General features: G+C 21.5%; 23 protein-coding genes. 21 read left to right on the top strand and 2 right to left on the bottom strand.

From position 1 onward, the window contains the following. From flhF to C7380_RS10545, 21 genes are read left to right on the top strand one after another with little or no spacing between them, the layout of a single operon-like run. Complete coding sequence (flhF, locus tag C7380_RS10645) at positions 1 to 1,347, top strand: flagellar biosynthesis GTPase FlhF (protein WP_109605742.1); 1,347 nt, start codon at positions 1 to 3, stop codon at positions 1,345 to 1,347. Next, positions 1,344 to 2,198 (top strand): MinD/ParA family ATP-binding protein, encoded by an 855-nt coding sequence (locus C7380_RS10640; RefSeq protein WP_109605740.1) that lies wholly within the window; start codon positions 1,344 to 1,346, stop codon positions 2,196 to 2,198. Before flhF ends, C7380_RS10640 begins: the two co-directional genes overlap by 4 nt. 1 nt (position 2,199) lies before the next feature. After that, positions 2,200 to 2,778 (top strand): hypothetical protein, encoded by a 579-nt coding sequence (locus C7380_RS10635; RefSeq protein WP_109605739.1) that lies wholly within the window; start codon positions 2,200 to 2,202, stop codon positions 2,776 to 2,778. Positions 2,779 to 2,791: 13 nt separating this feature from the next. After that, positions 2,792 to 3,484 carry a flagellar brake protein gene (locus C7380_RS10630; RefSeq protein WP_109605737.1) on the top strand — a complete coding sequence of 231 codons (693 nt, stop codon included), beginning with the start codon at positions 2,792 to 2,794 and terminating at the stop codon, positions 3,482 to 3,484. A gap of 14 nt (positions 3,485 to 3,498) precedes the next feature. Next, positions 3,499 to 4,128, top strand: a complete 630-nt coding sequence (gene cheC / locus C7380_RS10625; RefSeq protein ID WP_109605735.1) for a CheY-P phosphatase CheC — start codon at positions 3,499 to 3,501, stop codon at positions 4,126 to 4,128. Next, on the top strand, positions 4,121 to 4,606 hold the full coding sequence (cheD, locus tag C7380_RS10620) for a chemoreceptor glutamine deamidase/glutamate methylesterase CheD (protein WP_109605734.1): 486 nt from the start codon (positions 4,121 to 4,123) through the stop codon (positions 4,604 to 4,606). Before cheC ends, cheD begins: the two co-directional genes overlap by 8 nt. A gap of 11 nt (positions 4,607 to 4,617) precedes the next feature. Continuing rightward, a complete protein-coding gene (locus tag C7380_RS10615) occupies positions 4,618 to 5,307 on the top strand; it encodes a sigma-70 family RNA polymerase sigma factor (protein WP_109605732.1) in 690 nt (229 codons plus the stop codon). A 5-nt stretch (positions 5,308 to 5,312) separates the two neighbouring features. Continuing rightward, positions 5,313 to 5,615, top strand: coding sequence for a hypothetical protein (locus C7380_RS10610; RefSeq protein ID WP_109605730.1), 303 nt, complete (start codon positions 5,313 to 5,315; stop codon positions 5,613 to 5,615). 13 nt (positions 5,616 to 5,628) lie between these two features. After that, positions 5,629 to 6,123, top strand: a complete 495-nt coding sequence (locus tag C7380_RS10605) for a hypothetical protein (protein WP_109605728.1) — start codon at positions 5,629 to 5,631, stop codon at positions 6,121 to 6,123. Beyond that, on the top strand, positions 6,105 to 6,788 hold the full coding sequence (locus tag C7380_RS10600) for a hypothetical protein (RefSeq protein ID WP_109605726.1): 684 nt from the start codon (positions 6,105 to 6,107) through the stop codon (positions 6,786 to 6,788). The genes C7380_RS10605 and C7380_RS10600 overlap by 19 nt, the downstream gene beginning before the upstream one ends. Before the next feature lie 4 nt (positions 6,789 to 6,792). Continuing rightward, the gene (mfd, locus tag C7380_RS10595) at positions 6,793 to 9,675 is read left to right on the top strand and encodes a transcription-repair coupling factor (RefSeq protein WP_109605724.1); all 2,883 of its coding nucleotides are present in this window, start codon (positions 6,793 to 6,795) and stop codon (positions 9,673 to 9,675) included. A gap of 5 nt (positions 9,676 to 9,680) precedes the next feature. Further along, positions 9,681 to 11,012: a tRNA uridine-5-carboxymethylaminomethyl(34) synthesis GTPase MnmE gene (gene mnmE, locus C7380_RS10590; protein ID WP_109605722.1), complete on the top strand. Its 1,332-nt coding sequence runs from the start codon at positions 9,681 to 9,683 to the stop codon at positions 11,010 to 11,012. Between the two features lie 10 nt (positions 11,013 to 11,022). Then, positions 11,023 to 11,727, top strand: a complete 705-nt coding sequence (locus C7380_RS10585) for a hypothetical protein (RefSeq protein ID WP_109605720.1) — start codon at positions 11,023 to 11,025, stop codon at positions 11,725 to 11,727. Further along, on the top strand, positions 11,724 to 13,676 hold the full coding sequence (locus tag C7380_RS10580; RefSeq protein ID WP_109605718.1) for an IGHMBP2 family helicase: 1,953 nt from the start codon (positions 11,724 to 11,726) through the stop codon (positions 13,674 to 13,676). The genes C7380_RS10585 and C7380_RS10580 overlap by 4 nt, the downstream gene beginning before the upstream one ends. Further along, entirely contained in the window at positions 13,663 to 14,838 is a 1,176-nt protein-coding gene (locus C7380_RS10575; RefSeq protein ID WP_109605716.1) for an ABC transporter permease, read from the top strand. Before C7380_RS10580 ends, C7380_RS10575 begins: the two co-directional genes overlap by 14 nt. 12 nt (positions 14,839 to 14,850) lie before the next feature. Next, complete coding sequence (locus C7380_RS10570; protein ID WP_109605714.1) at positions 14,851 to 15,486, top strand: YigZ family protein; 636 nt, start codon at positions 14,851 to 14,853, stop codon at positions 15,484 to 15,486. Beyond that, positions 15,479 to 16,849: a DNA polymerase III subunit gamma/tau gene (gene dnaX, locus C7380_RS10565; RefSeq protein ID WP_109605712.1), complete on the top strand. Its 1,371-nt coding sequence runs from the start codon at positions 15,479 to 15,481 to the stop codon at positions 16,847 to 16,849. Before C7380_RS10570 ends, dnaX begins: the two co-directional genes overlap by 8 nt. A gap of 13 nt (positions 16,850 to 16,862) precedes the next feature. Next, positions 16,863 to 17,645: a 5'-methylthioadenosine/S-adenosylhomocysteine nucleosidase family protein gene (locus C7380_RS10560; protein WP_109605710.1), complete on the top strand. Its 783-nt coding sequence runs from the start codon at positions 16,863 to 16,865 to the stop codon at positions 17,643 to 17,645. Further along, the gene (locus C7380_RS10555) at positions 17,620 to 18,627 is read left to right on the top strand and encodes an SPL family radical SAM protein (RefSeq protein WP_109605708.1); all 1,008 of its coding nucleotides are present in this window, start codon (positions 17,620 to 17,622) and stop codon (positions 18,625 to 18,627) included. Before C7380_RS10560 ends, C7380_RS10555 begins: the two co-directional genes overlap by 26 nt. Positions 18,628 to 18,634: 7 nt before the next feature. Next, complete coding sequence (locus tag C7380_RS10550; RefSeq protein ID WP_109605706.1) at positions 18,635 to 23,170, top strand: MG2 domain-containing protein; 4,536 nt, start codon at positions 18,635 to 18,637, stop codon at positions 23,168 to 23,170. Next, positions 23,163 to 23,639 (top strand): hypothetical protein, encoded by a 477-nt coding sequence (locus tag C7380_RS10545; protein WP_109605704.1) that lies wholly within the window; start codon positions 23,163 to 23,165, stop codon positions 23,637 to 23,639. The genes C7380_RS10550 and C7380_RS10545 overlap by 8 nt, the downstream gene beginning before the upstream one ends. Positions 23,640 to 23,691: 52 nt before the next feature. Here the strand turns inward: C7380_RS10545 and C7380_RS10540 are convergent, their stop codons facing one another. Beyond that, positions 23,692 to 24,462, bottom strand: coding sequence for a DUF368 domain-containing protein (locus C7380_RS10540; protein WP_109605702.1), 771 nt, complete (start codon positions 24,460 to 24,462; stop codon positions 23,692 to 23,694). Further along, positions 24,463 to 25,224, bottom strand: a complete 762-nt coding sequence (locus C7380_RS10535; protein ID WP_109605700.1) for an undecaprenyl-diphosphate phosphatase — start codon at positions 25,222 to 25,224, stop codon at positions 24,463 to 24,465. Between the last annotated feature and the right edge of the window lie 118 nt (positions 25,225 to 25,342).

Raw genomic sequence — 25,342 nt, 5'->3', positions numbered from 1 at the left:
ATGAAAGTAAAAAAATATATGGTAAAAAATATATCTGAAGCTATGGAGCAAATAAGAGGAGATTTTGGTGATGATGCATATATATTGGATACTAAAAAAATAAAAAAAGGTGGTTTTTTAGGTATAGGAAGCAAAAAATATGTTGAAGTTACCGTATTAAGCGAAAAAGCAGAAGAAAAAAATAAAAACTTTCAAAATGAATATATTACAAATAATGCAAATGAAATTTATTCTTTAAATAATATGGTTGAAAGAAATAAAAGATTAAATCAAAGAATAGAAAAAGAAAAAAATAAACAAGTTCAAGATACTGAAGAACCAACATTAGCTCAAGAATTACTTGAATTAATAGATTCACAGAGAGAAGTATCAAGAACAATAGATAAAGATGCTGAATTATTTTACAAAAATAAACAAAACAATAATTTTGATGATCAACTAAAAAAACAAGAAAAAATATTAAAATCAGAAAATAATAATCCAAATAATGATTTACATATAAATTCAAAAGATAATGATTTAGAAGAAATAAAAAAAATGATATCACAATTAAATAAAAATATGAATAAAAATAATAATTTTTTTCAAGAAGTAAGAGATATACTTATAAAAAATGATTTTTCTGATAAAATTGTAGAAATGATATATGATGAAATACAAGATTTAGAAATAAATGAAAATTGGCGTGAAGATAATAATTTTATTTTAAAAATTAAAAATATTCTTATGAAAAATATAATAATATCTGAAAAAGATTTAGAAGGAAAAGTAATGCTTATAGGTCCTACAGGTATAGGAAAAACTACAACATTGGCTAAATTAGCTGCTATTGCTAAAAAAAATAATAAAAAAGTTGCAATAGTTACTATTGATACATATAGAATAGCTGCAGCAGATCAATTAAAAATTTATGCTGATATAATGGGTATACCGGCTCATGTATGTTATACACCAATGGATTTAAAAACTACTTTAGAAAGTTTAGTAGACTATGATACAATTTTAATAGATACAGCTGGAAGATCTCATAAAAATGATATTCAATTAGGAGAATTAAAAGTATTTATAGATACAGTAAAACCAGATTTTAAAATTTTGGCTATTTCATCTAATATAAAAACTATAGATGCAATAAATATATATGAAAAATTTAGTATAGCATCTCCAAATGCATTAATTTTTACTAAAAAAGATGAAACATCAACTATTGGCCAATATTTTTCATTGATAAATTATTCTAAATTACCTTTATTGTATATAACAAATGGACAAAAAGTTCCAGATGATATAAAAAAACCTAATATAAGTGAATTAATTCAAGAAGTTTTAGAGGAGGTAAAAAAATGACCCCCCAATATCAAGATCAGGCTCAGAGTTTAAGAGAACAATTCAACAATGTTGAAACTAAAATAATATGTATTTCTGGTGGAAAAGGTGGAGTAGGTAAATCTGTATTTTCAGTTAATCTTGGTACAGAAATTGCTAAAACTGGAAAATCAGTTCTTTTGTTTGATTCTGATGCAGGATTTGCAAATGCTTCAATATTATTAGGAAAGAATGTGAATTTTACACTTAGTGACTATATAGATGGAAAAGCTAATATAGAAAAATGTGTTCAAAAAACAAAATATGGTGTAAATGTAATAAGTACAGGCTTTGATTTTAAAGATTGGAAAATATTTCAAAATAATTTTACAAATAAAATGGCAGATGAATTTTTAAAAGTGGCTTCAAAACATGATTATCTAATAGTAGATATAGGCGCTGGATATTCTGAAAAGTTAAACTCATTTTATATATCAGCTGATAAAATACTTTTGGTAACAATACCCGAACCTACTGCTATTGTTAATGCATATACTCTTATAAAGGCATTATCAATGATAGGAGTTAATGCAGAATTAAATATAATTTTAAATATGATAAGAGATAAAAATGAAATAGAACCTGTCAAAGAAGTGTTGAATAGAACTGTTAGCAAATTTCTAAATAAAAAAATCGAAAAATTTTATGATGTATACTATGAAAAATTAGTACATGACTCAATAAAAAGACAAATTCCTATTGTAGAATTTAAAGAAAATATAAGATTTTCGAAGATTATAAAAGAAATATCTATGGATATAATGGAAGAAGATTATCAACAAAAAGAACCTTTTATAAATAAATTTAAAAAATTATTTGGTTTGGGTGTATGATATGAAAAAAGAATTCATATATATAATATTAAAATTAGCTTTAAGTAAAGGGAATTCTTTAAGTATACAACATAAAATGAAAAGATATTCTACAAAAATAATAAAGTATATAAACAATAAAATACTTATAATAAATCCAGAATCTGATATGCAAATTAATGATATAATAAACATAGAGATAGAATATAATGGAACATTTAAAATGTTGGGAAAAGTTACAGAAATAAAAGAAACTAATATAACAATAGAATTAAAAAAAGATTTTCAATATATAACAAAAAGACAGAGTTTTAGGCTTCCTCTATTTTATCCTATTATAATAAATGATGAATATAAAGGAATAATATTAGATTTCAACAAAAATAATTATATAGCAATTACATCTACGGAAAATAATTTTAATATAGAAGATGAAATTAAAATAAAACTTATATCTGTTAATGATATAATTATAAAAGGGAAAATTGAAAAAATAAGAGACGAAATTTTTAATTTTAAAAGATATATAATAAAATTTGAAGATTCTGAAAATACAGATGCTATTAATTTTTTCAATAAAATTATAAGTAATTATATTTAAAGAGGAGGACAAAATGTCTGAATTTATTGAAAAAGTCTTTGCCAAAAAATCCTTAGAACCCAATCTTGCAATTGAAATAGAAGTAGATGAAGAGTATTATAAAGGTACTTATAAAAGTATATTACATGATTATTCAACAGAAAAAAATCTTGCAAATATAGGAATTCCAATATATAAAGGCGGTTTAATAAAATTACCAATAGGTATTAATATAAAAGTTAGAGTTTACTCAAATACATCTGTTTTTCTATTTAAAAGTAAAATTTTTAAAATGGGAAAAGAAGGTAATATTAGATACTTAACGATATTTGTTCCAGATATAATATTTAAAATTCAAAGAAGAAAATATGTTAGAGTTCCATTGGTAGAATCTGGTTATTATTATTTATTCGAAGAATATGAAAAAGAAAAAAAACCTAAAAAAAATAGATTTCTCACAAAAGATTTTTCCGCAGGTGGAATATCTATGATAAGCTCACAAACCTTAAATGAAAAAGATAGATTATATATAAATATTGATTTAAAAGACGATTTAAAGATAGAAAATCAATTATCTCAAGTAATAAGATTAATAGGTAAAACGGACTTAAATGAATATATATATGGCGTTGAGTTTATGAATTTAGACAATAAAACAGAATCGGAATATGTAAAATTTGTATTCAGATATCAAATCAATTCTATGAAAAAAAATAAAAGAATATGAATGGAGGAGTTTAAATGTCTTTATATGATCATATAGATAAGATAAGACTTGATGCATTGAAAGAACTTGGTAATATAGGTGCTGGAAATTCTGCAACATCAGTTTCTATGATGTTAGATAGAAAAGTAGACATAAATGTTCCCGATGTAAAAATAATATCTTTATCTGATTTATGGAAAATATTCGATAATCCAGAAGAAATAACTGCTGGTGCAATGATAGGTGTTGGTGGAGATCTTGATGGTGCAATATTATTTTTGATGGGAACTGAAGATATAAAAAATTTATTGGAAATGATGATGTTACCTAAACCTGAAGATTTAACTAATATGGATGAAATAACAACTTCGGCTATAGGAGAACTCGGAAATATAATGTGTAGTTCTTATGTTGTGTCATTATCTAATTTTACGGGATTAAATATACATTCATTGCCTCCAAAAGTCGTAGTTGATATGCTTGCAGCCATTGTTTCTGAAGTATCTCTGATAACAACAGATGGTGATGATTATATAATTCAAATAGAGACGAATATGAAAGTAGAAAATTATAATAAAAAGATATCAGGATACATAATATATATACCTGATCAAGAAAGCCTTGCAAAAATCTTAAAAACAATGGGGTTGGGGATTGATGGGTAAGAAGATAATCGGTATAGGAGAATATGTAACTTCTCAAAATGAAGATCTCTTAGTAACATTAGGTCTTGGTTCTTGTGTTGGTGTATGTATAAGAGATAAAAGAAAAAAAATTGGTTCTATGATACATATAATGTTACCAGAGAGTAATGGTAAAGATATTAAAAAACCAGGTAAGTATGCCGATACTGGATTAGATATAATAATAAATGAAATGAAAAAAAATGGTAGCAGTTCTACTTCGATGGAAGCAAAAATTGCTGGAGGAGCTGCTATGTTTGGAAATTCTTCAAAAGCAATGGATATAGGAAATAGAAATGTAGAGGCGATAAAAAAAATTCTAAAAAATAATGGTATTAAAATAATTGCAGAAGATACAGGTGGTAGTAGAGCAAGAAGTATAGAATATAATATTGAAAATGGTGATTTACAAATTAAGAAAGTTGGTGGAGGAGAAAAGGTTGAAATATTTACAATTTAAAGGGTGATATTATGAATTATAGATTGGATAAAGACCAAGTTGTAAAAAATTTCTTACCGAAAATAAAAGTTATAGCCTTAAATTTAATGACAAATCTTCCAAAAAGTGTTGAATTAGATGATTTAATTCAAGAAGGAGTAATTGGTTTATTGCAATCATATGAAAGATATGACCCTAAACATGGTGCAACTTTTTATACTTATGCTATGACAAGAATTAGAGGGGCTATGTTGGATTATCTGAGAAAAATAGATTGGCTACCAAAAGAAGTAAGGCATTTAGTAAAAAAATATGAAGAATTTTTAGTTAATAATTCTGATTCTTTTTATAGTGATGAAGAAATACAAGAAAAACTTAATATAAGCAAAGAAGAATTGAATAAAATAAAATTTTCAATAAAAAAAAGCCAAATATTAGATCTTGATATGTATATATTAAATCATGGAGAAGAATCTATAGACTTAGAAAAGAATGATGAAAATGATCCGGAAATAATAGCTTATAAAGAAATACTTAAAGATGAATTAGAAGAAAATATAAAAAAATTAAAAGAAAAAGAACAATTAATTTTGTCATTATACTACGAAAAAGGGCTTACTTTTAAAGAAATTGGTGAAATAATTGGAGTTAGCGAATCAAGAATATCACAAATACATTCATCTATAATAATTAAATTAAAAACCTCAATAAAAAGAGGGTGATTAATATGAATGAACTTCATAATTTACAAATAATAATGAATAATAATACAGATGTTGCAAAAAATGTATCTGCAATAGATACGAGTTTTAGTGCATCAAAAAATATTAATTTAATAAATCAAATACAAGAATATCAAAGAGAAAAACAAAAAATAAAGAAAAATGAAAATATTGAAAAAAAGAATATAAATATAGATGAAAAAGAACAAAATATAGAAAAAGAAAATAAAAACATAAAAAACAAAATAAAAAACAAAAAATATCTTTTTGATGAATATAGAGGAAAAAATTTAGATATAAGATTATAAAGGTGGAATATTTATGATTGGATATTTTAAGATATACAAATCCGAAGATGAGAAATTTACGGGTGGAATATTGATATTGAATAATAAAGGATTACCAGTATCTTTTAAATATACAGAACCTATAAAACCCGGAAAAATACAAAAAATAATATATGGTAAAAACTTAAAATCTTATCTTGCAAATGAGATTATAGGACAAAAAGTATTAGAAAATGTTGAAAATTTAGAAATAATATTTATAAATGATCCTGAAATAAAAGATATGATTGATACTGAAAAAAATATATGTTTTATTAATGAAGTTTTTTCAAATAATGAAACAAAATTAAATCAAAAAGAAGCCTATGTATCGATTTCAGATAATAAATCTTTAAAACTACAATTCATAAAAGAAATAGGTTCCGATTTATTTCAGGAAATTATAAAAATTTCGGAAATTTTTGATATATATGAACCATTTCAAAGATTAAGTGAGGCATTAAATCATATATGTTATTCAGAAGATTAGACATAATAGAAAGAGATTTGGAATATGATATAAAAATAAAAAATATAAATAAAAATAAAATAAAATTTGCGGACATACAAAATAAAAGTCCGCAAATTATTTTTAATAATATAGATATAAAAAATTACTATAATATTAAAAAAATTGATGAAAATATTGATTTAAATTTAAAAAGCATGGAAAATTACAAAAATACTAAACTTTTTGATGATGCAATAAAAGAAGCAAAATTAATAAAAACAAATTTAATTTTAAATTTTGAAATGAAAAAAATAAAATTAAAAGAAAAACTAAATATAAAAAAAATGGAAACCATAAAAAAACATTCTAAAACCATAAATATGAATATAAACGTTAAAATAAAAACTGGAAAAATAAATAATCAAATAATAAAAAATCCTTTAAAAAATATAGAAAATAAATTTAATAAAGAAATAATAAAAAAAACATTATTAGAATTAATAAAAGAAGAAAATTTAAATCCAAAAAATTTAAAATTTATAGGATTTTATATAGATGTGCCCGTAGGAACAAATATAAAATACTATTGGATAAAAAATCAATTAGCTGTTTTAATAGATTCTAAAGTTAAATATTATTCAGAAGCAATTGGATTTTACGACTCTAAAAATAATGAAAAATATTTAAAATTAATCGGAGGATGAACCGATGAGTTTAAAAAAATTTATAGAAGAAAACAAAGAAGACAAAATAAAAATATATGTATTACCTGAATACTTTAATATAAATATAGATATAAAGAATACTTATTATTATCCTGACTTTGATATATTTCCATTTGAAAATATAGATGTTTCCTCAAATATAAAAAATCAAAGAATAAATGTATTAAATAAAATCAAAAAAAATCAGAATATAAATATTATAACTACATTTCATTCTTTAACGAGATATACAATACCTCCAGAAGACTTTAAAAATATAAAATATAAAATAAATGAAAATTATGATGAAAATTTATTTGAAATGGGATATCAAAATGTTTCAGAAGTACGAAATAACTCTGAATATTCCAAAAGAGGATTCATAAGAGATTTATATATACCAGGAGAGGTTTTACCAAATAGAATAGAATTATTTGATAAAGAAATAGATAGAATAACTTATTTTGATTATAATAATCAGAAATCTATAAAAAATATTGAGAGTATAGAAATAATCCCTGGATCTGAAATATTAAAATTTAAAGAAAATATAAATAAAATGAAAGAAAGAATAAGAGATACCATTGATATAAATCAATTAAATACTTTTCCGGCACTGTTTTATAAAAATAAAAAAACATTGTTTAGTTATATAAAAAATGATTATGAAATAATTTTTATAAATAAAGATGAAATAATAAAAACATTTTCAGAAAAAGAAAAAGAAAATTTTGAGATGTGTGATGATGAAAATAAAAAACTTATATACAAAGAATTTTCTGGATTACCTTTAGAAATAATAAATACTATAAAATATAAAGAATATACCTTAAACTTAAAAAATAATACTTATAAATTAAAAAAAGAAAATAATACTTTAGAATCATTGCCATTGATAGATTGGGAAGATCTAAAAGAAGATGATTTAGTTGTGCATGAAGATTATGGAATAGCTTTATATAAAGGCATAAGAAAAATGAAAAATGCTTTAGGCGAAAGAGAATATATAACATTAGAATATGCTTCTAAATCAAGAGTTTTTGTGCCAGTAGAAAGATTAGATAAACTTTCAAAGTACCTTGGAGATAAAGATACTATAAATATATCTAATTTAAATGGAAAGAAATGGAAAAATACCAAAAAAAAGGTAGAAGAAAAAATAAAGCAAAAAGTAAAACAATTAATAAAAATATATGCTTTAAGAGAAAATCAAAAAGGAATAATAATAAAAGGTGATGAAGAACTTGAAGATCAGTTAAAAAAGACATTTCCATATATAGAAACATTAGATCAAATTAAATGTATTGAAGAAATAAATTCAGATTTAGAAAATTTAAAACCTATGGATAGATTATTGGTAGGAGATGCTGGATTTGGCAAAACTGAAGTCGCTATAAGAGCAGCTTTCAAAACAATAATTTCGAATTATCAAGTGTTATTTTTAGCTCCTACTACAATATTATCTTCTCAACATTATGAAACTTTAAAAGAAAGGTATGAACCTTTTGGAATAAATATAGAGCTTTTAAATAGAAATACAACACCTAAAAATAGAGAAAAAATAATAAATAATTTAAAAAATGGAATTATAGATATATTAATAGGAACACATTCTCTTTTAAGTGAAAAAATAAATCCGAAAAAGTTAGGACTTGTAATAATAGATGAAGAACAAAGGTTTGGAGTATTACAAAAAGAAAAATTTAAAAATCTTTCAAAAGGTGTAAATTTTTTAATGATGAGTGCAACTCCAATTCCAAGAACATTATATATGTCAATAAGTGGATTAAGAGAAATATCAACTATATCAACTCCACCCATTGGAAGAATACCTATACAATCATTTATAGGTAAATACTCTGAAAGAATTGTTAGAACTGCTGCTCTTAGAGAAAAAGGAAGAGGTGGTCAAATACTTTATGTGCACAATAGAATAAATACTATAGAAAAAGTATATAAAAAATTAAAAGATGTAATTCCAGAATTAAAAATAGAATATATACATGGAAGAATGAATAAAAGTGAAATAAACAAAAAAATAAAACAATATTATGAAGGTGAAATAGATTTATTGATATCAACATCAATAGTTGAAAATGGAATAGATATTCCTAATGTTAACACTTTAATAATAGACGATTCTCAAAGATATGGAATTTCTCAATTATATCAAATAAAAGGTAGAGTTGGTAGATCTAATAAAAGAGCATTCGCATATTTTTTATACAAAGATGAAAAATTAAAAGAAGAAAGTCAAAAAAGACTTGAAGCCATTAAAAAATTTAATGAACCTGGTTCAGGATTAAAATTAGCGCTTAGAGACTTAGAAATAAGAGGCTATGGAGATTTATTAGGGTTAGATCAAAAAGGTCATATTAATTCAGTAGGGCTACATTTATATAAAAATATACTTGAAAAAGTTACGAATGAATTATTAAATGAAAAAGAAAAAGAAATTATAAAAAATATTGAATATACAGAAATTATAGGAATAAGGGGAAATTTATTGATACCAGAAAAATATATATCAAATTCTATAGATAGAATGAGAATATATAGGAGAATTTCTGTTAGTAAGAATATTGATGAAGTTGAAGAATTAAAAAACGAAATAAATGATAGATATGGTAAAATCCCAATAGAAGTAAAAGAACTATTTGAATATGCTAAGATAAGAGTAAAAGCAAGTAATCAAAATATAAAAGAAATTGAAATAGATGAAAAATATATAAGATTTAAGTTTTCAGAAGAAATTACTCCAAATTTAAATATATATAAAAAATATTCAAAAAAAGTTATATATGAAAATAATGTAAATGAATTAATAAGTTATGGAATAAAAGATCCTATAAAATATTTATATAAAATATTAGAAATTGGAGAGTGAAAGATATGATATATGATAATATAGCAGCAATATCTTCTCCAAGAGGAATTGGAGCTATATCTGTTATAAGAATAAGTGGTTATAATTTATTAGAAATATTAAAAAAATTGACAAAAAAAGAAAAGATAAAACCAAAATATATGTATTATGGATGGATATATGAAGAACAAGAAAAAATAGATGAAATAACTTTTGTATATCATGAAAATCCCAATTCATATACTGGAGAAGATATGATAGAAATATTTGGACATGGTGGAGATTTAATAACTAAAAGTGTATTTAGAAGAATTCTAAAAGAAAATATAAGAGAAGCATTACCAGGAGAATTTTCTAAAAGAGCAGTATTGAATAAAAAAATGAATCTTATAAAGGCTCAAGCTATAAATGATATAATAAACTCTAAAACAGAATACTCTTTAAATGCTTCACAAAAAATGTTTACAGGTGGTATATCAAAAAAAATAATTGAAATAAAAGAAGATATATTAAATATTTCAGCAAGACTTGAAGTAGAAATGGATTATCCAGAAGATATAGAGGAAGACACATTTGAAATAAGAAAAGAAATAGAAAATATAAAAAGTAAAATAGAAAATATATTAAAAAACTCTGAAAATGGGATAATTGCATTTAATGGAATAAAAACAACTATAGTTGGGAAACCTAATTCTGGTAAAAGTACTCTATTAAATGCACTTTTAAGAAAAGAAAGAGCTATAGTTACAGATGTGCCTGGAACAACGAGAGATACTATAGAAGAAATGTTAAATATAAAAGGAATATTAATAAAATTGATAGATACAGCTGGAATAAGAAATACAGAAGATCAAATAGAAAAAATTGGTATAGAAAGATCAAAAAAAGCAATTGAAGAATCAGATTTAGTAATATTTATAATAGATGGAAATAAAAAATTTGATTCAGAAGATACAGATATATTGCAATTTTTAAATGAAAAGAAAAAAGAAAAAATTATAGCATTAAACAAAATAGATAAAGAATATAAAGATATTAAAATAGAAAAAGAAAAAATTATAAAAATATCAGCAAAAAACAAACAAATAGAAGATCTTGAAAAAGAAATATATGAAAGATATTCTGAAAAATTATATATAAAAGAACCAACCTTGACGAATGAATCTCATAAAAATATACTTGAAAAAGTTTTAAAAGATGTAAAATCAGCTTTAGAAGCTTCAAAAAATAATTTAACTAATGACTTTATAATGTATGATTTAAGAAATTCATTAGAAAACATATATAAATTAACTGGTGAGAATTATACGGATGAACTTTTAGAAAAAATGTTTTCAAATTTTTGTGTTGGAAAATAAGGAGGACATAATGAAAAATTATTTAATAAGTATAATATTTTCTTTAATCATATACTTACAATTTTTAATACGTGGATGGCCTTTTATAGGCATAAGTATTTTATCTATGATAATATTTTATAATTTAAATAAGAAAAAAGGTTCCATATATTTTACTTTGTTTTCTGCTCTTATACTTATAAATCAAGTGATAATGTATATATTAAAAACTTCGAGTTTATTAGAATTTATTTTTATAATAATATCGGCTTTAATATTTTTTGTTGCTGCATCAGATGAAAAGAAAGTAGATATTTTAAAAAAATATTTAAAAGAAAATTCTGAAGATCCAAAAAAATTTAAATATGATTTATGTTTTTTTGGAATGGGAGAAATAGACAATCTTGAAAATATGAAAAATCTTTCTCAAGCTGTATTGGCTTATAATAAAGACAAAATTGCTTATAATGTTAAATTAATAACTGGAGAATATAGTAGAATCATATCAAAAAAAGAAATAGAAGATTATGGTTTAATAAGGGTAAAAAAATCTCAAGAACCCTATTATCCAAAACTTTGGGAAATGGTATGGCCTTCTCCAAGACTTAGAACATTACATAAACCTTATTTAGAGACATTTATATTAGCTATACAATTAAAAGACGAAAGAATAACTTTTTATGAAGAGCCAAAAATATTATATAAAATAACGAAGGAATTGGATGATAAAAATTGAATTTAGAAGATTATATAAAAATTTATAAAAAATCTATAGAACTCGAAAGAAAAGCCGAAATAGAAAGAACACTAGAAGAAATAAAACAATTAAGCCCAGAAAAAAGAGAATTAATTGGTAAGACTATTTTAAATTTAGATGGGAAAATAGATGGTTATGAAGTAGGTGGATTTACATTAATAAAATATGGTAGAAAAAAAGAAATAAAAACAAATATTTCTGTAGGTGATGAAATAATTGTGAGTACAAATAACCCATTGAAAAAAAATCATCAAGGAACTGTTGTAGAAATAGGGAAAAAATATATAACAATAGCATTTGGAACAAACGTACCAGATTGGATTTTTAGAAAAGTTAGAATAGATTTATATTTTAATGATGTGATATATAAGAGAATGAATAAGGCTCTTGAAAAATTAAAAAAACTTTCTGATAAAAAAATTACAAAAATGTTAAACGAAAAAATTGAACAAAAAATAAACATAAATCAAATAGATTTTTTTGATAAACAATTGAATGAATATCAAAAATTATGTGTGGAAAAAGCTTTATCTCATGAAACCTTATATATATTACATGGACCACCTGGTACTGGTAAAACAAGAACTATTATAGAAATAATAAAACAAGAAGCAAAAAAAGGTAAAAAAGTATTAGCAACAGCTGAATCAAATATTGCTGCTGATAATATAGCTGAAAGATTGAATGATCAATTTAAAATAACAAGATTAGGACATCCAGCCAGAACCAGTAAAAAAATTAAAGAAAAAACAATATATAATCAATTAGAAATGTCGGAAACTTATAAAAATGCAAAAAAAATGAGAGAAGAAATGGAATATTATATACAAATAAGAAATAAATATAAAAAACCAACTCCTTCTTTAAGAAGAGGAATGCATGATGAGGATATAATAAAACATGCAAAAAATAATAAAAATTTTAGGGGAATATCTTCTAAAGTTTTAAAATCTATGTCAAATTGGATAAAAGAAAATGAGTTAATTGAAGATTTATATAAAAATATTAAATATATGGAAGAATTTGCTATGAAAAATATTATAGAAGAAGCAGATATAATTGTAACAACAAATTCTGGAGCTGGAAGTGAATATCTTGAAAAAATAAAATTTGATGTTAATGTAATAGATGAAGCTTCTCAAGCAAAAGAACCTTCATGTTTAATACCTCTTATAAAATCAGAAAAAGTAATACTTACTGGTGATCATAAACAACTTCCACCTACAATAATATCAAAAGAGGCAAAAGATATACTTGAAAAGACACTTTTTGAAAGACTTATAAAAAAGTATCCAGATTATTCATCTATATTAAGAATACAGTATAGAATGAATAAAAAAATAATAGAATTTTCAAATGAAAATTTTTATAATGGAAAATTAAAAACTTCTGAACTTATAAAAAATATAAAGGTGAAAAATAATTCTAACAATATAATATCGATGCCTGAAAATGTTTTAATTTTTATAAATTCAGAAAATGAAGAAACAGAAAAACAAAAATTTGGATCTAATTCAAAATATAATATTTATGAAATAAATATTATAAATGAAATAATAAATGAATTATTAAAATATCATGATGAAAAAGAAATAGGAATAATAACTCCTTATTATGATCAAGTTGATATTTTAAGTGAAAAATATGAAAATTCAAATTTAGAAATAAATACGGTAGATGGTTTTCAAGGTAGAGAAAAAAATATAATAATAATATCTATGGTTAGAAGTAATAAAGATAATCAAATAGGATTTTTAAAAGATCATAGAAGATTAAATGTATCATTAACAAGATCGAGAAAGAAATTAATAATAATCGGAGATACAAGTACATTAAAAAATGATGAAATATATAATAATTTAATAAATCATATAAAAAATAAAGGTGTATACATAGATAGCTGGAGGGATTACCTTGAAATCATTTAAAATAAGTTTTTTTGAATTAAAAAAAATATTTAGAAACCCAGGTTTATTTCTTTTGATGATAATTTTACCTGTTATAATAGCCTATTTAGGAACATCATTTTATCCAGAAAATTTATTAGGCAATTATAAAATAGGGGTTTATAATGAAGACAATTCATTTCTTGGAAGATTTGGATTTGTTTTTTTAAGACAATTTTTAAAATGGGATAATGCAGTAGAATTAAAAAGTCAAGAAGAACTTCAAGACTATTTAAAATCAAAAGATTTTGATTCTGTATTAATAATTCCAAAAGGATTTTTACAAAATTTAAAGGATTATGAAGAAACTAAATTATTTTTAATACCAAATCCAGATAGAATACAAGAATCAATGACAGTATATACACTTTTAAAAACTCTTTTTAAAGAATTATCGGGTATACCTGATATAAAAAATGGTTCTACAACTGAATTTTTATTAAAAGGTGGAATTGGAGTAGATGAAAATAGAAAAGCTCCTAATTTAGAATTAATGGTTCCGGATTTGAATACTGGGAATATAAAAACAACAAATCAAAATAATCTTGGATTTAAAGATATATTTACACCAAGTATAGCTGTAATAATGATAATATTATTTTCTATGATTGGAGTAGGAAATTCTATAGCTCACACTAAAGAAAGTGGTCTATTAGATATATATAGAGCTAATGGATTAGAAATAAAACAATTTATTTCTTTTAAATTTATAGCCTATTTTTTTATAGGTTTAATATCAAGTCTAATGACTTGGTATTTATATAGATTGTTTGGTACAAAATCTATTGGAAATGAATTAGAAGTAATTATAATAATAATATTAAGTGTTTTATCTTTTACAACTATGGGGATATTTATATCATCATTTACTAAAACTACAAAATCAGCATCATTCATGCTTACAGCTATAACGGGTACTATGATATTATTTGGAGATATCATAATTCCAATACCTTCAGATTCAAAAATAAAATTCATATCTTATATATTTCCGGTTAAATATGCCGTTGAATCGTGGAGAAAAATTTCGATATTAGGATATCATTTAAATCAAATACCTTGGAATTTACTAATTCTAATTTCATTTATAATAATATTTTCAGTTGGAAGTATTATATTGACAACTATAAATCAAAAAAAGTAAGAGGTGTGAAATGTGTCATATTATTCGATAATAAATGAAAAAGAAACAAAATTAAATATAAAAAGATCTGAATTTATAACTAATATAAAAAAAGTAAAAAATGAAGAAGCGGCAAAAAATTATATAAAAAAAATTTCTGAAAAATATAAAAATGCGACTCATAATTGTTGGGCATATTATGTTATAGAAGAAATAGAAAAGTATAATTATTCAGATAATGGAGAACCTTCTGGTACTGCTGGAAAACCAATATTTGGTCAAATAGAAAAATATAATCTAAAAAATGTTGCAATAGTTGTTACTAGATATTATGGTGGAATAAAATTAGGAGTAAGAGGATTAATAGATGCTTATTCAAATTCTGCGGAAAATTCAATAAAAAATTGTGATATAGTTGAAATGAATAATTCTATTAAGCTAATTTGTGAAACTGACTATTCAAAATTTAATGAAATAGAAAAACTCTTAAAAAGAGAAAAAGGATGGAAAATAACAGAAAAAAATTTTACAGATAAAGTAGAATTTCAAATAAATATAATAGAAAATAAATCAGAAGAAATAATTAATATATTAAAAGAAAAAACAAATAAAATTCATGAAAATGGATTTGTTGAAATAGCTTTAAAAATGGGGGATAAAAATGAATGAGAGTTTGTATAGAAAATATAGGCCTATGACTTTTGAAGATATTGCAGGTCAAAATCATATAAAAAAATATTTTAAAAATGCATCTAAGAAAAATAATATATCTCATGCATATATATTTAATGGACCGAGAGGTACTGGAAAAACAACTATAGCAAGAATAATATCTAAACTAATGAATTGTAAAAATCCAATAAATAATAATCCTTGTAATACTTGTGAAAATTGTAAATCTATAAATCAAAATGCTTTTATGGATGTTATGGAATTAGATGCTGCATCAAATAGAGGAATTGATGAAATAAGACAGATAAGAGATTCTGCAAATTATAGACCTGTAGCTGGCAAATATAAAATATATATAATAGATGAATTTCATATGTTAACGAGAGAAGCATTTAATGCACTTTTAAAAACTTTAGAAGAACCACCAAAACATGTTATATTTATACTTGCGACTACTAATATGGAAAAAGTCCCTGAAACAATAATATCCAGATCACAAGTCATAAATTTTAAAAATATTTCAAATATAGATATAGAAGAAAGATTAAAATATATATGTAAAATGGAAAATATAGAAACAGAAGATTCAGTTTTACAAATAATTGCAAAAAAAGCTAAAGGTGGAATGAGAGATGCTATATCTCTTTTAGAACAAGTTATAAAGTTTTCATCAGATAATATATTAAAAAAAGAAGAATTATATGATGTACTTGGAATATATGATGAAAAATATATAGAGACTTATATTTATGATTTAATAAATGGGAATACAGAAAAAATATTAAAATATAATAAAGAAATATATGATATGGGAAAAGAACCTGAAATTCTTATAGAAGAAGGAATAGAAAGTTTATTTGATAAAATAAAAAAAGAAGGATTTCAAAATAAATACATATTTACATTAAATGAATTGAATGAAATATTAAAAGAACTAAAAAATAATGAAGATAAAAAAATGGTATTTAATATCAAAACAACGATACTATCTTATATAAATTCAAAAGATACACAAGATAAAAAAATTTTAGAAAATCTTGAGAAAGATTTTTATGGTCAATCGGAAACAGACGAAGAAGACATAATAAAAAATATTATGGATTTTTATACGGAAAACAATAAGAAAACTAATTTGGCTTTATATTATAGTATAAAAAATTCTGAAAAAATAATACAAAATAATAAAATAATATTTAAATTTAATGAGACACAAAATTTAGAATATCAATTTATAAAAAAATATTTACAAGATTTAAAAATAAATATTAGTTCTATAACAAAAAATAATTTAGAAATTGATATACAATATTTAAATAAAATAGAAAAAAGTGAAGAAGATATAAAAAATTCATTATTTTAAGTAGGGAAAATAAATGTTATATATAGTTACAGCTTTAAAATTTGAAGCTTTACCGATAATAAAAAAATATAATTTAAAAAAAACAGAAGATAAAATGAAAATATATAAAAATGAAAATATAACTCTAATAATATCTGGAATTGGTAAAATCAACTCTGCTATTTCAGTAGCTTATTTAAAGAACAATAAAAATGACAAAATATTAAATATTGGAATTGCGGCTACTTCAAATTCAAAAATATATAAAAAAGATGAAATATATTTAATAAATGAAATATACGATGAAGAAATTCAAAAAAATTATTATCCAGAAATATTTTATGAAATAAATGAATTAGAAGGAAAAATAGTTACAAAATCTAGAATTCAGAAAGAAAAAATAAAATATCCTATTATGATAGATATGGAAAGTTCAGGATTTTATCAATCGGCGAAAAAGTTTTATAAAAGTGAAAATATTTTTATTATAAAATATATATCTGACATACTTGAAGAAACAATTGATTATGAAGTAATCAAAAAAAATTATATAAATAATTTTGAAAAAATAATAAAAATTATAGAAATTCTTATAAAAAATGATGAAAAAATAGAAGATATAGAGAATATAAAAGATAAAATAAAACAAATAGTAGAAAAAACATCATTTACAAAATATCAAAAATTAGAATTAAAAAATCTTTTAACATATCATTATTTAAAATATAAAAATATACCACAATTGAAATCTTCAGAAATATCTGAAAAAAGAGAAAGGAATAAACTTTTTTATGAAATCAAAAAAGAAATTATATAAAAATACATTTTCACATATATATATTGAAGAAAAGGCTTTTAATTATAAATCAACAAATGAAATATTAAAAAAATTCAAACAATCTAAAATAATAAGAATAAATAATTATAAAGAAATATTTTCTTTAAAAAATCAAAGTTTTAACAAACAAAAACTATCTCAAAATTTAATTTTAGCAGTTAAAAATGAAAATTTAATATATAAAGGCTCTGATTATTGTCAAAATTTTGATAATGAAAATTTTTATTATACGAATTCAATATATAATTGCTTATTTGATTGTAAATACTGTTATCTTCAAGGAATGTATGATTCAGCAAATATAGTTATGTTTGTTAATTTAGAAGATTATTTTAAAAAATTAGATGAAATAACAAAAGATAAAAAAATATATTTATCAATTTCTTATGATACAGATTTAATGAGTTTTGAAAACATTTATCCATTTGTAGATAAATGGATAAAATATGTACAAGATAATGATAAAATCAAAATAGAAATAAGAACTAAAAGCATAAATATAAAAAATTTAATAAATATAATTCCAAATAATAGAATAATAATAGGCTGGACACTTTCACCAGAAGAAATTATAAAAAAATATGAAAAAAAGACTCCTAATTTACAAAATAGATTAAATGCTATAAAAACACTTCAAACAAAAGGATATGATATAAGAATATCAATAGATCCTATTTTAAAAGTCGATAATTTCGAAGAAATATATAAAAATTTTATAAAACAAGTTTCTGAAAATTTAGACTTGAATAAAATATCTGATATAAGTTTAGGAGTATTTAGAATGCCAAAAGATTTTTTAAAAAAAATCAGAAAATTTTCAGATTCAGATATAATATATTATCCGTATATAAATGAAAAAAATGAAAAAACATATGATAAAAAAGATAAAGAAGAAATGATAAAAAAAATACAACATTATTTATTTTTATGTAATTTTAAAAATAAAATTTATATTAGGTAGGTGGCTTATGAAAAAAAAGATATTATCAATATTATTAATATTATTATCATTGATATCATTTTCTTATGTTTATACTTCTGGAAATAATGTTATTTCCAAAGGAGATTCTATAAGTATTTATGGATATGATGAAAAAAATGTAATGATGAATGTATATCAAATAACAAATCCTGAAGAATTTTATGTGGAAAATAAATCATTAATTGAATTGAAAAAAGAATTTAAATATTCAAGATATATAAAATTAGATCAAAGTGGAAATATAGAAGATAAAGAAAAATTTAATGATTATGGATTATTTGTAATTGAATTTAAAAATTCAAATAATAAAACAATATCCAATTCAATAATACAAGTATCGGATATAAATTTTTTATACACATATGTAAAAAATAATCTTATAATATATAATTATAATCAAAAAACTTCAAGCAAAGAAATTACAGATATAATACTTATCGATAAAAATGGGATTAGCAGAGAATATAAAAATAATGAAAAATTAAATATAAATTATAAAAATTTAAAAAAAATTATCATAAAAAAAGGAAATCAATACTCTTATAATAATGTTTATACTTATGAAGAAAAAATAATAAATGATCCTTTTATTTTAATTTTAGATAAAAATTTATATAAACCAGATAATTATATTAATTTTAATATATATTCATTTCAATCGATTGATGGAAGTTATCATTTAAATAATAATTCTGAATTTAATATAAAAATAATAGATCCGGCGAATAATAAAATTTATGATAAAGATTTAAATATAGATGATTATAATGGAATAAATGACACATATTATATATCAGAATCTGCACCAATAGGATATTATACCATTGAAATAACAGATAAAAAATCTAAATTAAAACAATATAAAGGCTTTTATGTACAAGAATATATAAAACCAGAATTTGAAATAAATTTAGAAAGTGAAAAGAATGAGTATTACTCTGGTGATATGATAAATTATTTAGTTAGAATGAAATATTATAATGGAACACCTGTAAAAAATACTCAAATTGCTTATTATATATATGCTACAAATAAATATAATTATTCTGAAAGACTTGTATATAATGGAGTAAATTATACAAATGAAAAAGGAATATTAAAAATCCCAGTTAAAATTAAAGACGATGAACAAGATTCATATTACAGAATACAAATAATAACTATGGATCAAAATCAAAGACAAATGGAAAAAGAATATGAAGTGACAGTATTTAATGGTATATATAGATTAGAATTTAAAAGTAATAATAGAACATTTATACCAAATACAGAATATCAAATAAATGGTATATTAAAAGATAAAAATAATAATCTTATAGACGAAAAAATTAAAATAAAAATTATAAAAGATAAAAAAATTCTTGAAGAAAAAGAAATAAATACATCAGAAGGACTATTTTCATATAATTTAATTTTTAATGATGAAGGATATTATCAATTGCAATATAAAATAAATAATGAAATAAAAAAATATGATTATTATATTTACGATTCAAAATATAATTCACCATTTGAAATAATTAACAAATCATATAAAAATAATATTTTAAGTTTTGATATCAATATAAAAGATGGTGCTGAAGGATTAATAAGTATAGCTGGTCAAAAATTGATAAAATTAGAAGAAATAAACATAAAAAATAATAAATTAAAAGTGAAAATAGATGAAAATATTATAGATAAAAATATATATATTAATGGATATATTTTTTATAATGGAAAAATATATAGAATGAATGATACGATACAAATAAAAAATTTTGATGACTATAAATTAAAATCAAGTATAAAATTAGAAAAATCAGAATATAAACCAAAAGAAAATATAAAAATATATATTAATAGTGAAACGGAAAGTTATTTAACTTTAAATACAATTGATAAAGCTTTATTAGATATATATAAAAATGATACAAATATATTTGATCAAATATATAAAAGTGTATATTCAACACCGTATAATATAAGTTCAAGAACAGAATATATATATATTCCTTATTATTCCGAATTAAAACTTGAACAAACACATAAATTTGCTTCTTATAAGGGTAGCTCAGAAATGAAAAATAATACAAGAGAATATTTCCCAGATACTGCATTATGGATACCATCTATAAAATTAAATAGTGGAGAAAATATAATTGAATTTAAAAATCCTGATAATTTGACTCAGTGGATAATAAACGCTTATTTATTCTCAGAAAATAAATTTAATAAATTAGAAACTACTTATAAAACTAATCTTGATTTTTATATAAGACCTTTATTACCTAAATATTTTATAAATGATGATAATATAAAAATTAATATTATTGTATATAATAATACTAAAGAAGAAAAAAATATAAAATATGAAAATTTATTTGATGAAAAATATTTTATAATAGATAAAAAAGATGGTGAAATAAATATACAGCCAAATTCTCAATTAGATGTAGAATTAAACGTTAAAGCTATAAAGATTGGAAAATCAAACATAGTATTTAAATATATGTATAATGATAAAGATGGAGATATAGTAAAATTACCTGTAGAAATATTAAATACAGAGTTAAAAAATGATGTAATAGATATAGTAGACACTAAAAATGGATATAATGTTAAAAATGGCGAAAGTTATAGAAAATTAAATATTAATAATACTATAGAAGATCTAATAAAATATGTTGAAAATTATGAATATACATGTTCAGAACAAACTATATCGACAACATATCCTTTAATAATTGCTTCGAATAAAGGAATAAAAATCAATGAATTAGATAATAAAGTTACAAAAGCAATTCAACGCCTTTATAAATATCAAAGAGATGATGGCGGTTGGGGATGGTGGGGGACATCTCAAAATTCCTATCCAAATCTTTCTGCATATGTATTAGAAGGTTTAAAAGTTATGAAAGAAAATAATTATTATATATCTGACACTATGATAAATGATGGATTAAATTATTTAAAAAATAATATAGAAAATGGATATATATCTTATGTTTTAAAATTGTATGGAATAGATAATAACTATAATCCTAAAAATACATTTGATAAATTATATCTTTCATTATATGATGGTAGTTATATAGAAGATATATTAAATGAAATCAAAGAAACTGAAGAACTTGCTTATATAAAAATAGAAGATAAAGATTTTTATTATTCAGATATAGATTATAATGCAATTTTATATAAAACTTTAAATAAAAATGGAATAGAAAAATATAATACAAAACTTTTAAAATATTTATTAATGAATAGATATGGTAAAGTATGGTTTTCTACAAAAGAAAATGCAAAATTATTAGAAATTCTAATCGACGTATATGATTTTAATAATGAATATGAAGAATTCAAAAAAGCAAATACAGAAACATATTTAAAAGACGGTATTTATGAAATAAAAAAAGAAATAAAAATAAATAAAAATACTTCTAATAAAGGAATTATTTTAAACAAACAAATATATAAAAGAAATGAAATTTTTACAGAATATGATAATAAAAAAAATATTATAGATGCATTTTATAATATAAATGATAATTATAAACCTTTTATAATTAAATATAATAATTATAAAAATAAAATAGAAAAAGGAGATTATACTTATTGGGAACCATCAAATTTATCAGAAGAAATAAAATATGATAATTATAGTATATATTATGATTATAATAATAATAAATTAAAAATAAAAAATTTAGAATTTAAAAATCCAATTAAATTTATGATTAAAAATAAACTTTTAATAATTCAAACATATGAAAAAATATATGAAGTAAATTTGGATTTCGATTCATTAAAAAGTTATAAAAAAGATATATTAGATTTTACAATAAATAATAAAAAACCAGTTTATCTATTAAATAAAGAAAAAGATCAATTTATTATTATTGATGAAAAATATTTAAAAATAAATACAGAAGAAGAGGCTATTCATATAGATTCTTTAAATAATAATATTTATATATTCACAAAAAACAAATTATATCAATTAAAAGATTCTAATCTTGTACTGATACAAAATATAAGTGCAGAAAAAATATTGAAAAATGATAAAAATGTTAAATTAGAATTATTTGGAAATATAAAGTTTGAAGGAAATGAAACATATACAGGTGGACGTGGAGAATATTATATCGAATATGATAAAAATGACAAAAAAATAAATTTAAATGATATAATAAAAATTAAAATAAATATTCAAAGTGATATATCAAATTATTTAATTACAGAAGATTATTTGCCGGGAAATATACAAATATTAAAAAATTACCAAGAAAAAAATGATATGGGAAACAGTAAATTTTATTCATATTGGTATATGCCGTGGAATTATTGGTATACAGCTATTGAATACAGAAAAGATAAAATAGCCTTTTTTTCAGATTATTATAATTCTGGAACTTTCAGTTATTATTTAAAATTTACACACCCTGGAAAAATAACAATTCCTGGATCATATTCATATAATATGTATTGGCAAGGTACTTATGGGGCTACTTTGGATTTAGAGTTAAATATATATGAATAAAAAAAAGATTATAACTATAATTATGATTATAATTTTAAACATAAATATTTTTTCTGCTAAAACGTATGTCTTAGGAGAAGATATAAATATTAAATATGATAAATTAAATTTATTTTTAAAAGAATTAAATTATGATTTAGAAAAAATATTGATAGTTGAAGCATATAATTTAGATGAATTTACAAAAATAACTGATAAACCTTATTCATATTATTCAGCTTTTTTTATTCCTGAAAAAAATATAATAATAACTCAACCTTTTAGAATTTTAAAAGAAAAAAACATATATGAAATAACACTGACGCATGAAATAATACATTACTATTTGACTAAATATACTATTTTAAATGAATTTGAGCAAGAAAGTGTAATAAACAAACTATTAAATTTAAATATTAAAAAATATAATAAATTTGATAAATTTACACAAAAAGATATGTTTATTTATATAAAAAATGAAAGAAAATAAAAAATAAAAAATGCATAACCTTTTATAATTAAAGGTTATGCATTTTTTGAAATTATTTATTAAAATATTTATCCATTAAATAACCTAAGTAAACACCTACAAAAACAAATAAATATACAAATAAATTATTAGTTAAAGGAAATATTTTAATCCCACCAGCAAAAGTTAATGAAATAAGTAAACAATACATTAATTCTGGACATTTTTTCAATAAAATTTCTAATATTTTAATTATAAAGATAATACCAATTATAATTCCTAAAGCAACAGGAATAAGAATATTAAAATTAAAATCTCCAATTGCTTCTATAACGGGTTTATAAATACCCATTATCAACAACATAGAAGAACCACTTATACCAGGTAAAACCATTGTTGCTGAACCTATTATACCTCCAAATAATAAATAAAAAAAGTTCATATTATTTGTTGAAGATTTTGGTAGATTAAACAATAAAATAAAAATAAAAGTAAATAAAAGAATAAAAGAAATATTTTTAATATTTTTATAATTAATTTTTTTTAATAAGAAAAAAAGGCCTCCAAAAATCATACCAACAAATAAAGCTAACATATAAAATTGAAATTTATCGAATAAAATAATTATAACTTTCGAAAAACCAAATACGGCCAAAATAAGCCCTATTGCTAAAGGAATCAATATAGAATTCGATTTTTTATCAAATTTAAAAGAAAAATAATTTGATACGGAAGAAATTATTTCATCATATTTACCAGATATAACAGCAATAGTACCACCACTAACACCTGGCACTAAATTAGAAATTCCAATTAAAAACCCTAAAATAAAATTTTTTATCAATTAGATCACCAAACCAAAATAAATAAATGTAAAAATGGATATAGAAAAACAATAATAGGCAAAAAACTTTAATTTGCCATTTAAAACAGTCTTCTTGAGAATATAGAGACCTAAAATACCGCTTAAAAAAGCAACTATAGTTCCTAAGAAATAATAAATATTAAAATTAAAACCTTCCAGTTTCAAAATTCCAGCACCAAAAGTAACTGGTAAACTCATCAAAAAAGAATATTTGACTGCTTCTTTTCTTTTCATACCTAAAAGTAAAGCTGCAAATAAAGTTGAACCGCTTCTTGAAATACCTGGTAAAATTGCTAATGCTTGTACTAATCCTATAATTAAAGCATCTTTATAAGAGATATTCTGCATATCTTTTTTATCTTTATCAAAATTATCAGATAAAAACATCATAATACCAGTTATAAATAAAAAAGTTGCGACTGCAAATATAGAAGAAAAAATATTTTCAAAAAAATCGTCTAATAAAAAAGCTGCAAAAATTGCTGGTATAGTCGATACTATTAATTTTCCTGCTAAATTTAACATATTTTTATTTAAAGTGAAAATACCTTTTATAATATCAAAAACTTCTCTCCAAACAAAAAGTAAAACCGCAAAGAAAGTTGCTAAATGTAAAATTGCAAAATAAGAAACATTTTGACCAAGATTCATAAATTCAGAAAATATTGTTAAATGACCAGAACTTGATACCGGTAAAAACTCAGTCAATCCTTGAACTAAACCTAAAATAATTTCTTTCATAATAACCTCCAATATATTAAATTTATAGTATCTTTCTAAATTCTAAAAACGTTTATTTAAAGTAATTTTAAACGATGTTAAAAGGGATATTTACCTCCATAGGTTATAATTAAATTGT

It is taken from the genome of Oceanotoga teriensis (assembly GCF_003148465.1).
Taxonomy (GTDB): Bacteria; Thermotogota; Thermotogae; order Petrotogales; family Petrotogaceae; genus Oceanotoga; species Oceanotoga teriensis.
The sequence above is the reverse complement of the archived record's forward strand: the minus strand, read 5'-3'. Positions and strand labels throughout refer to the sequence as shown.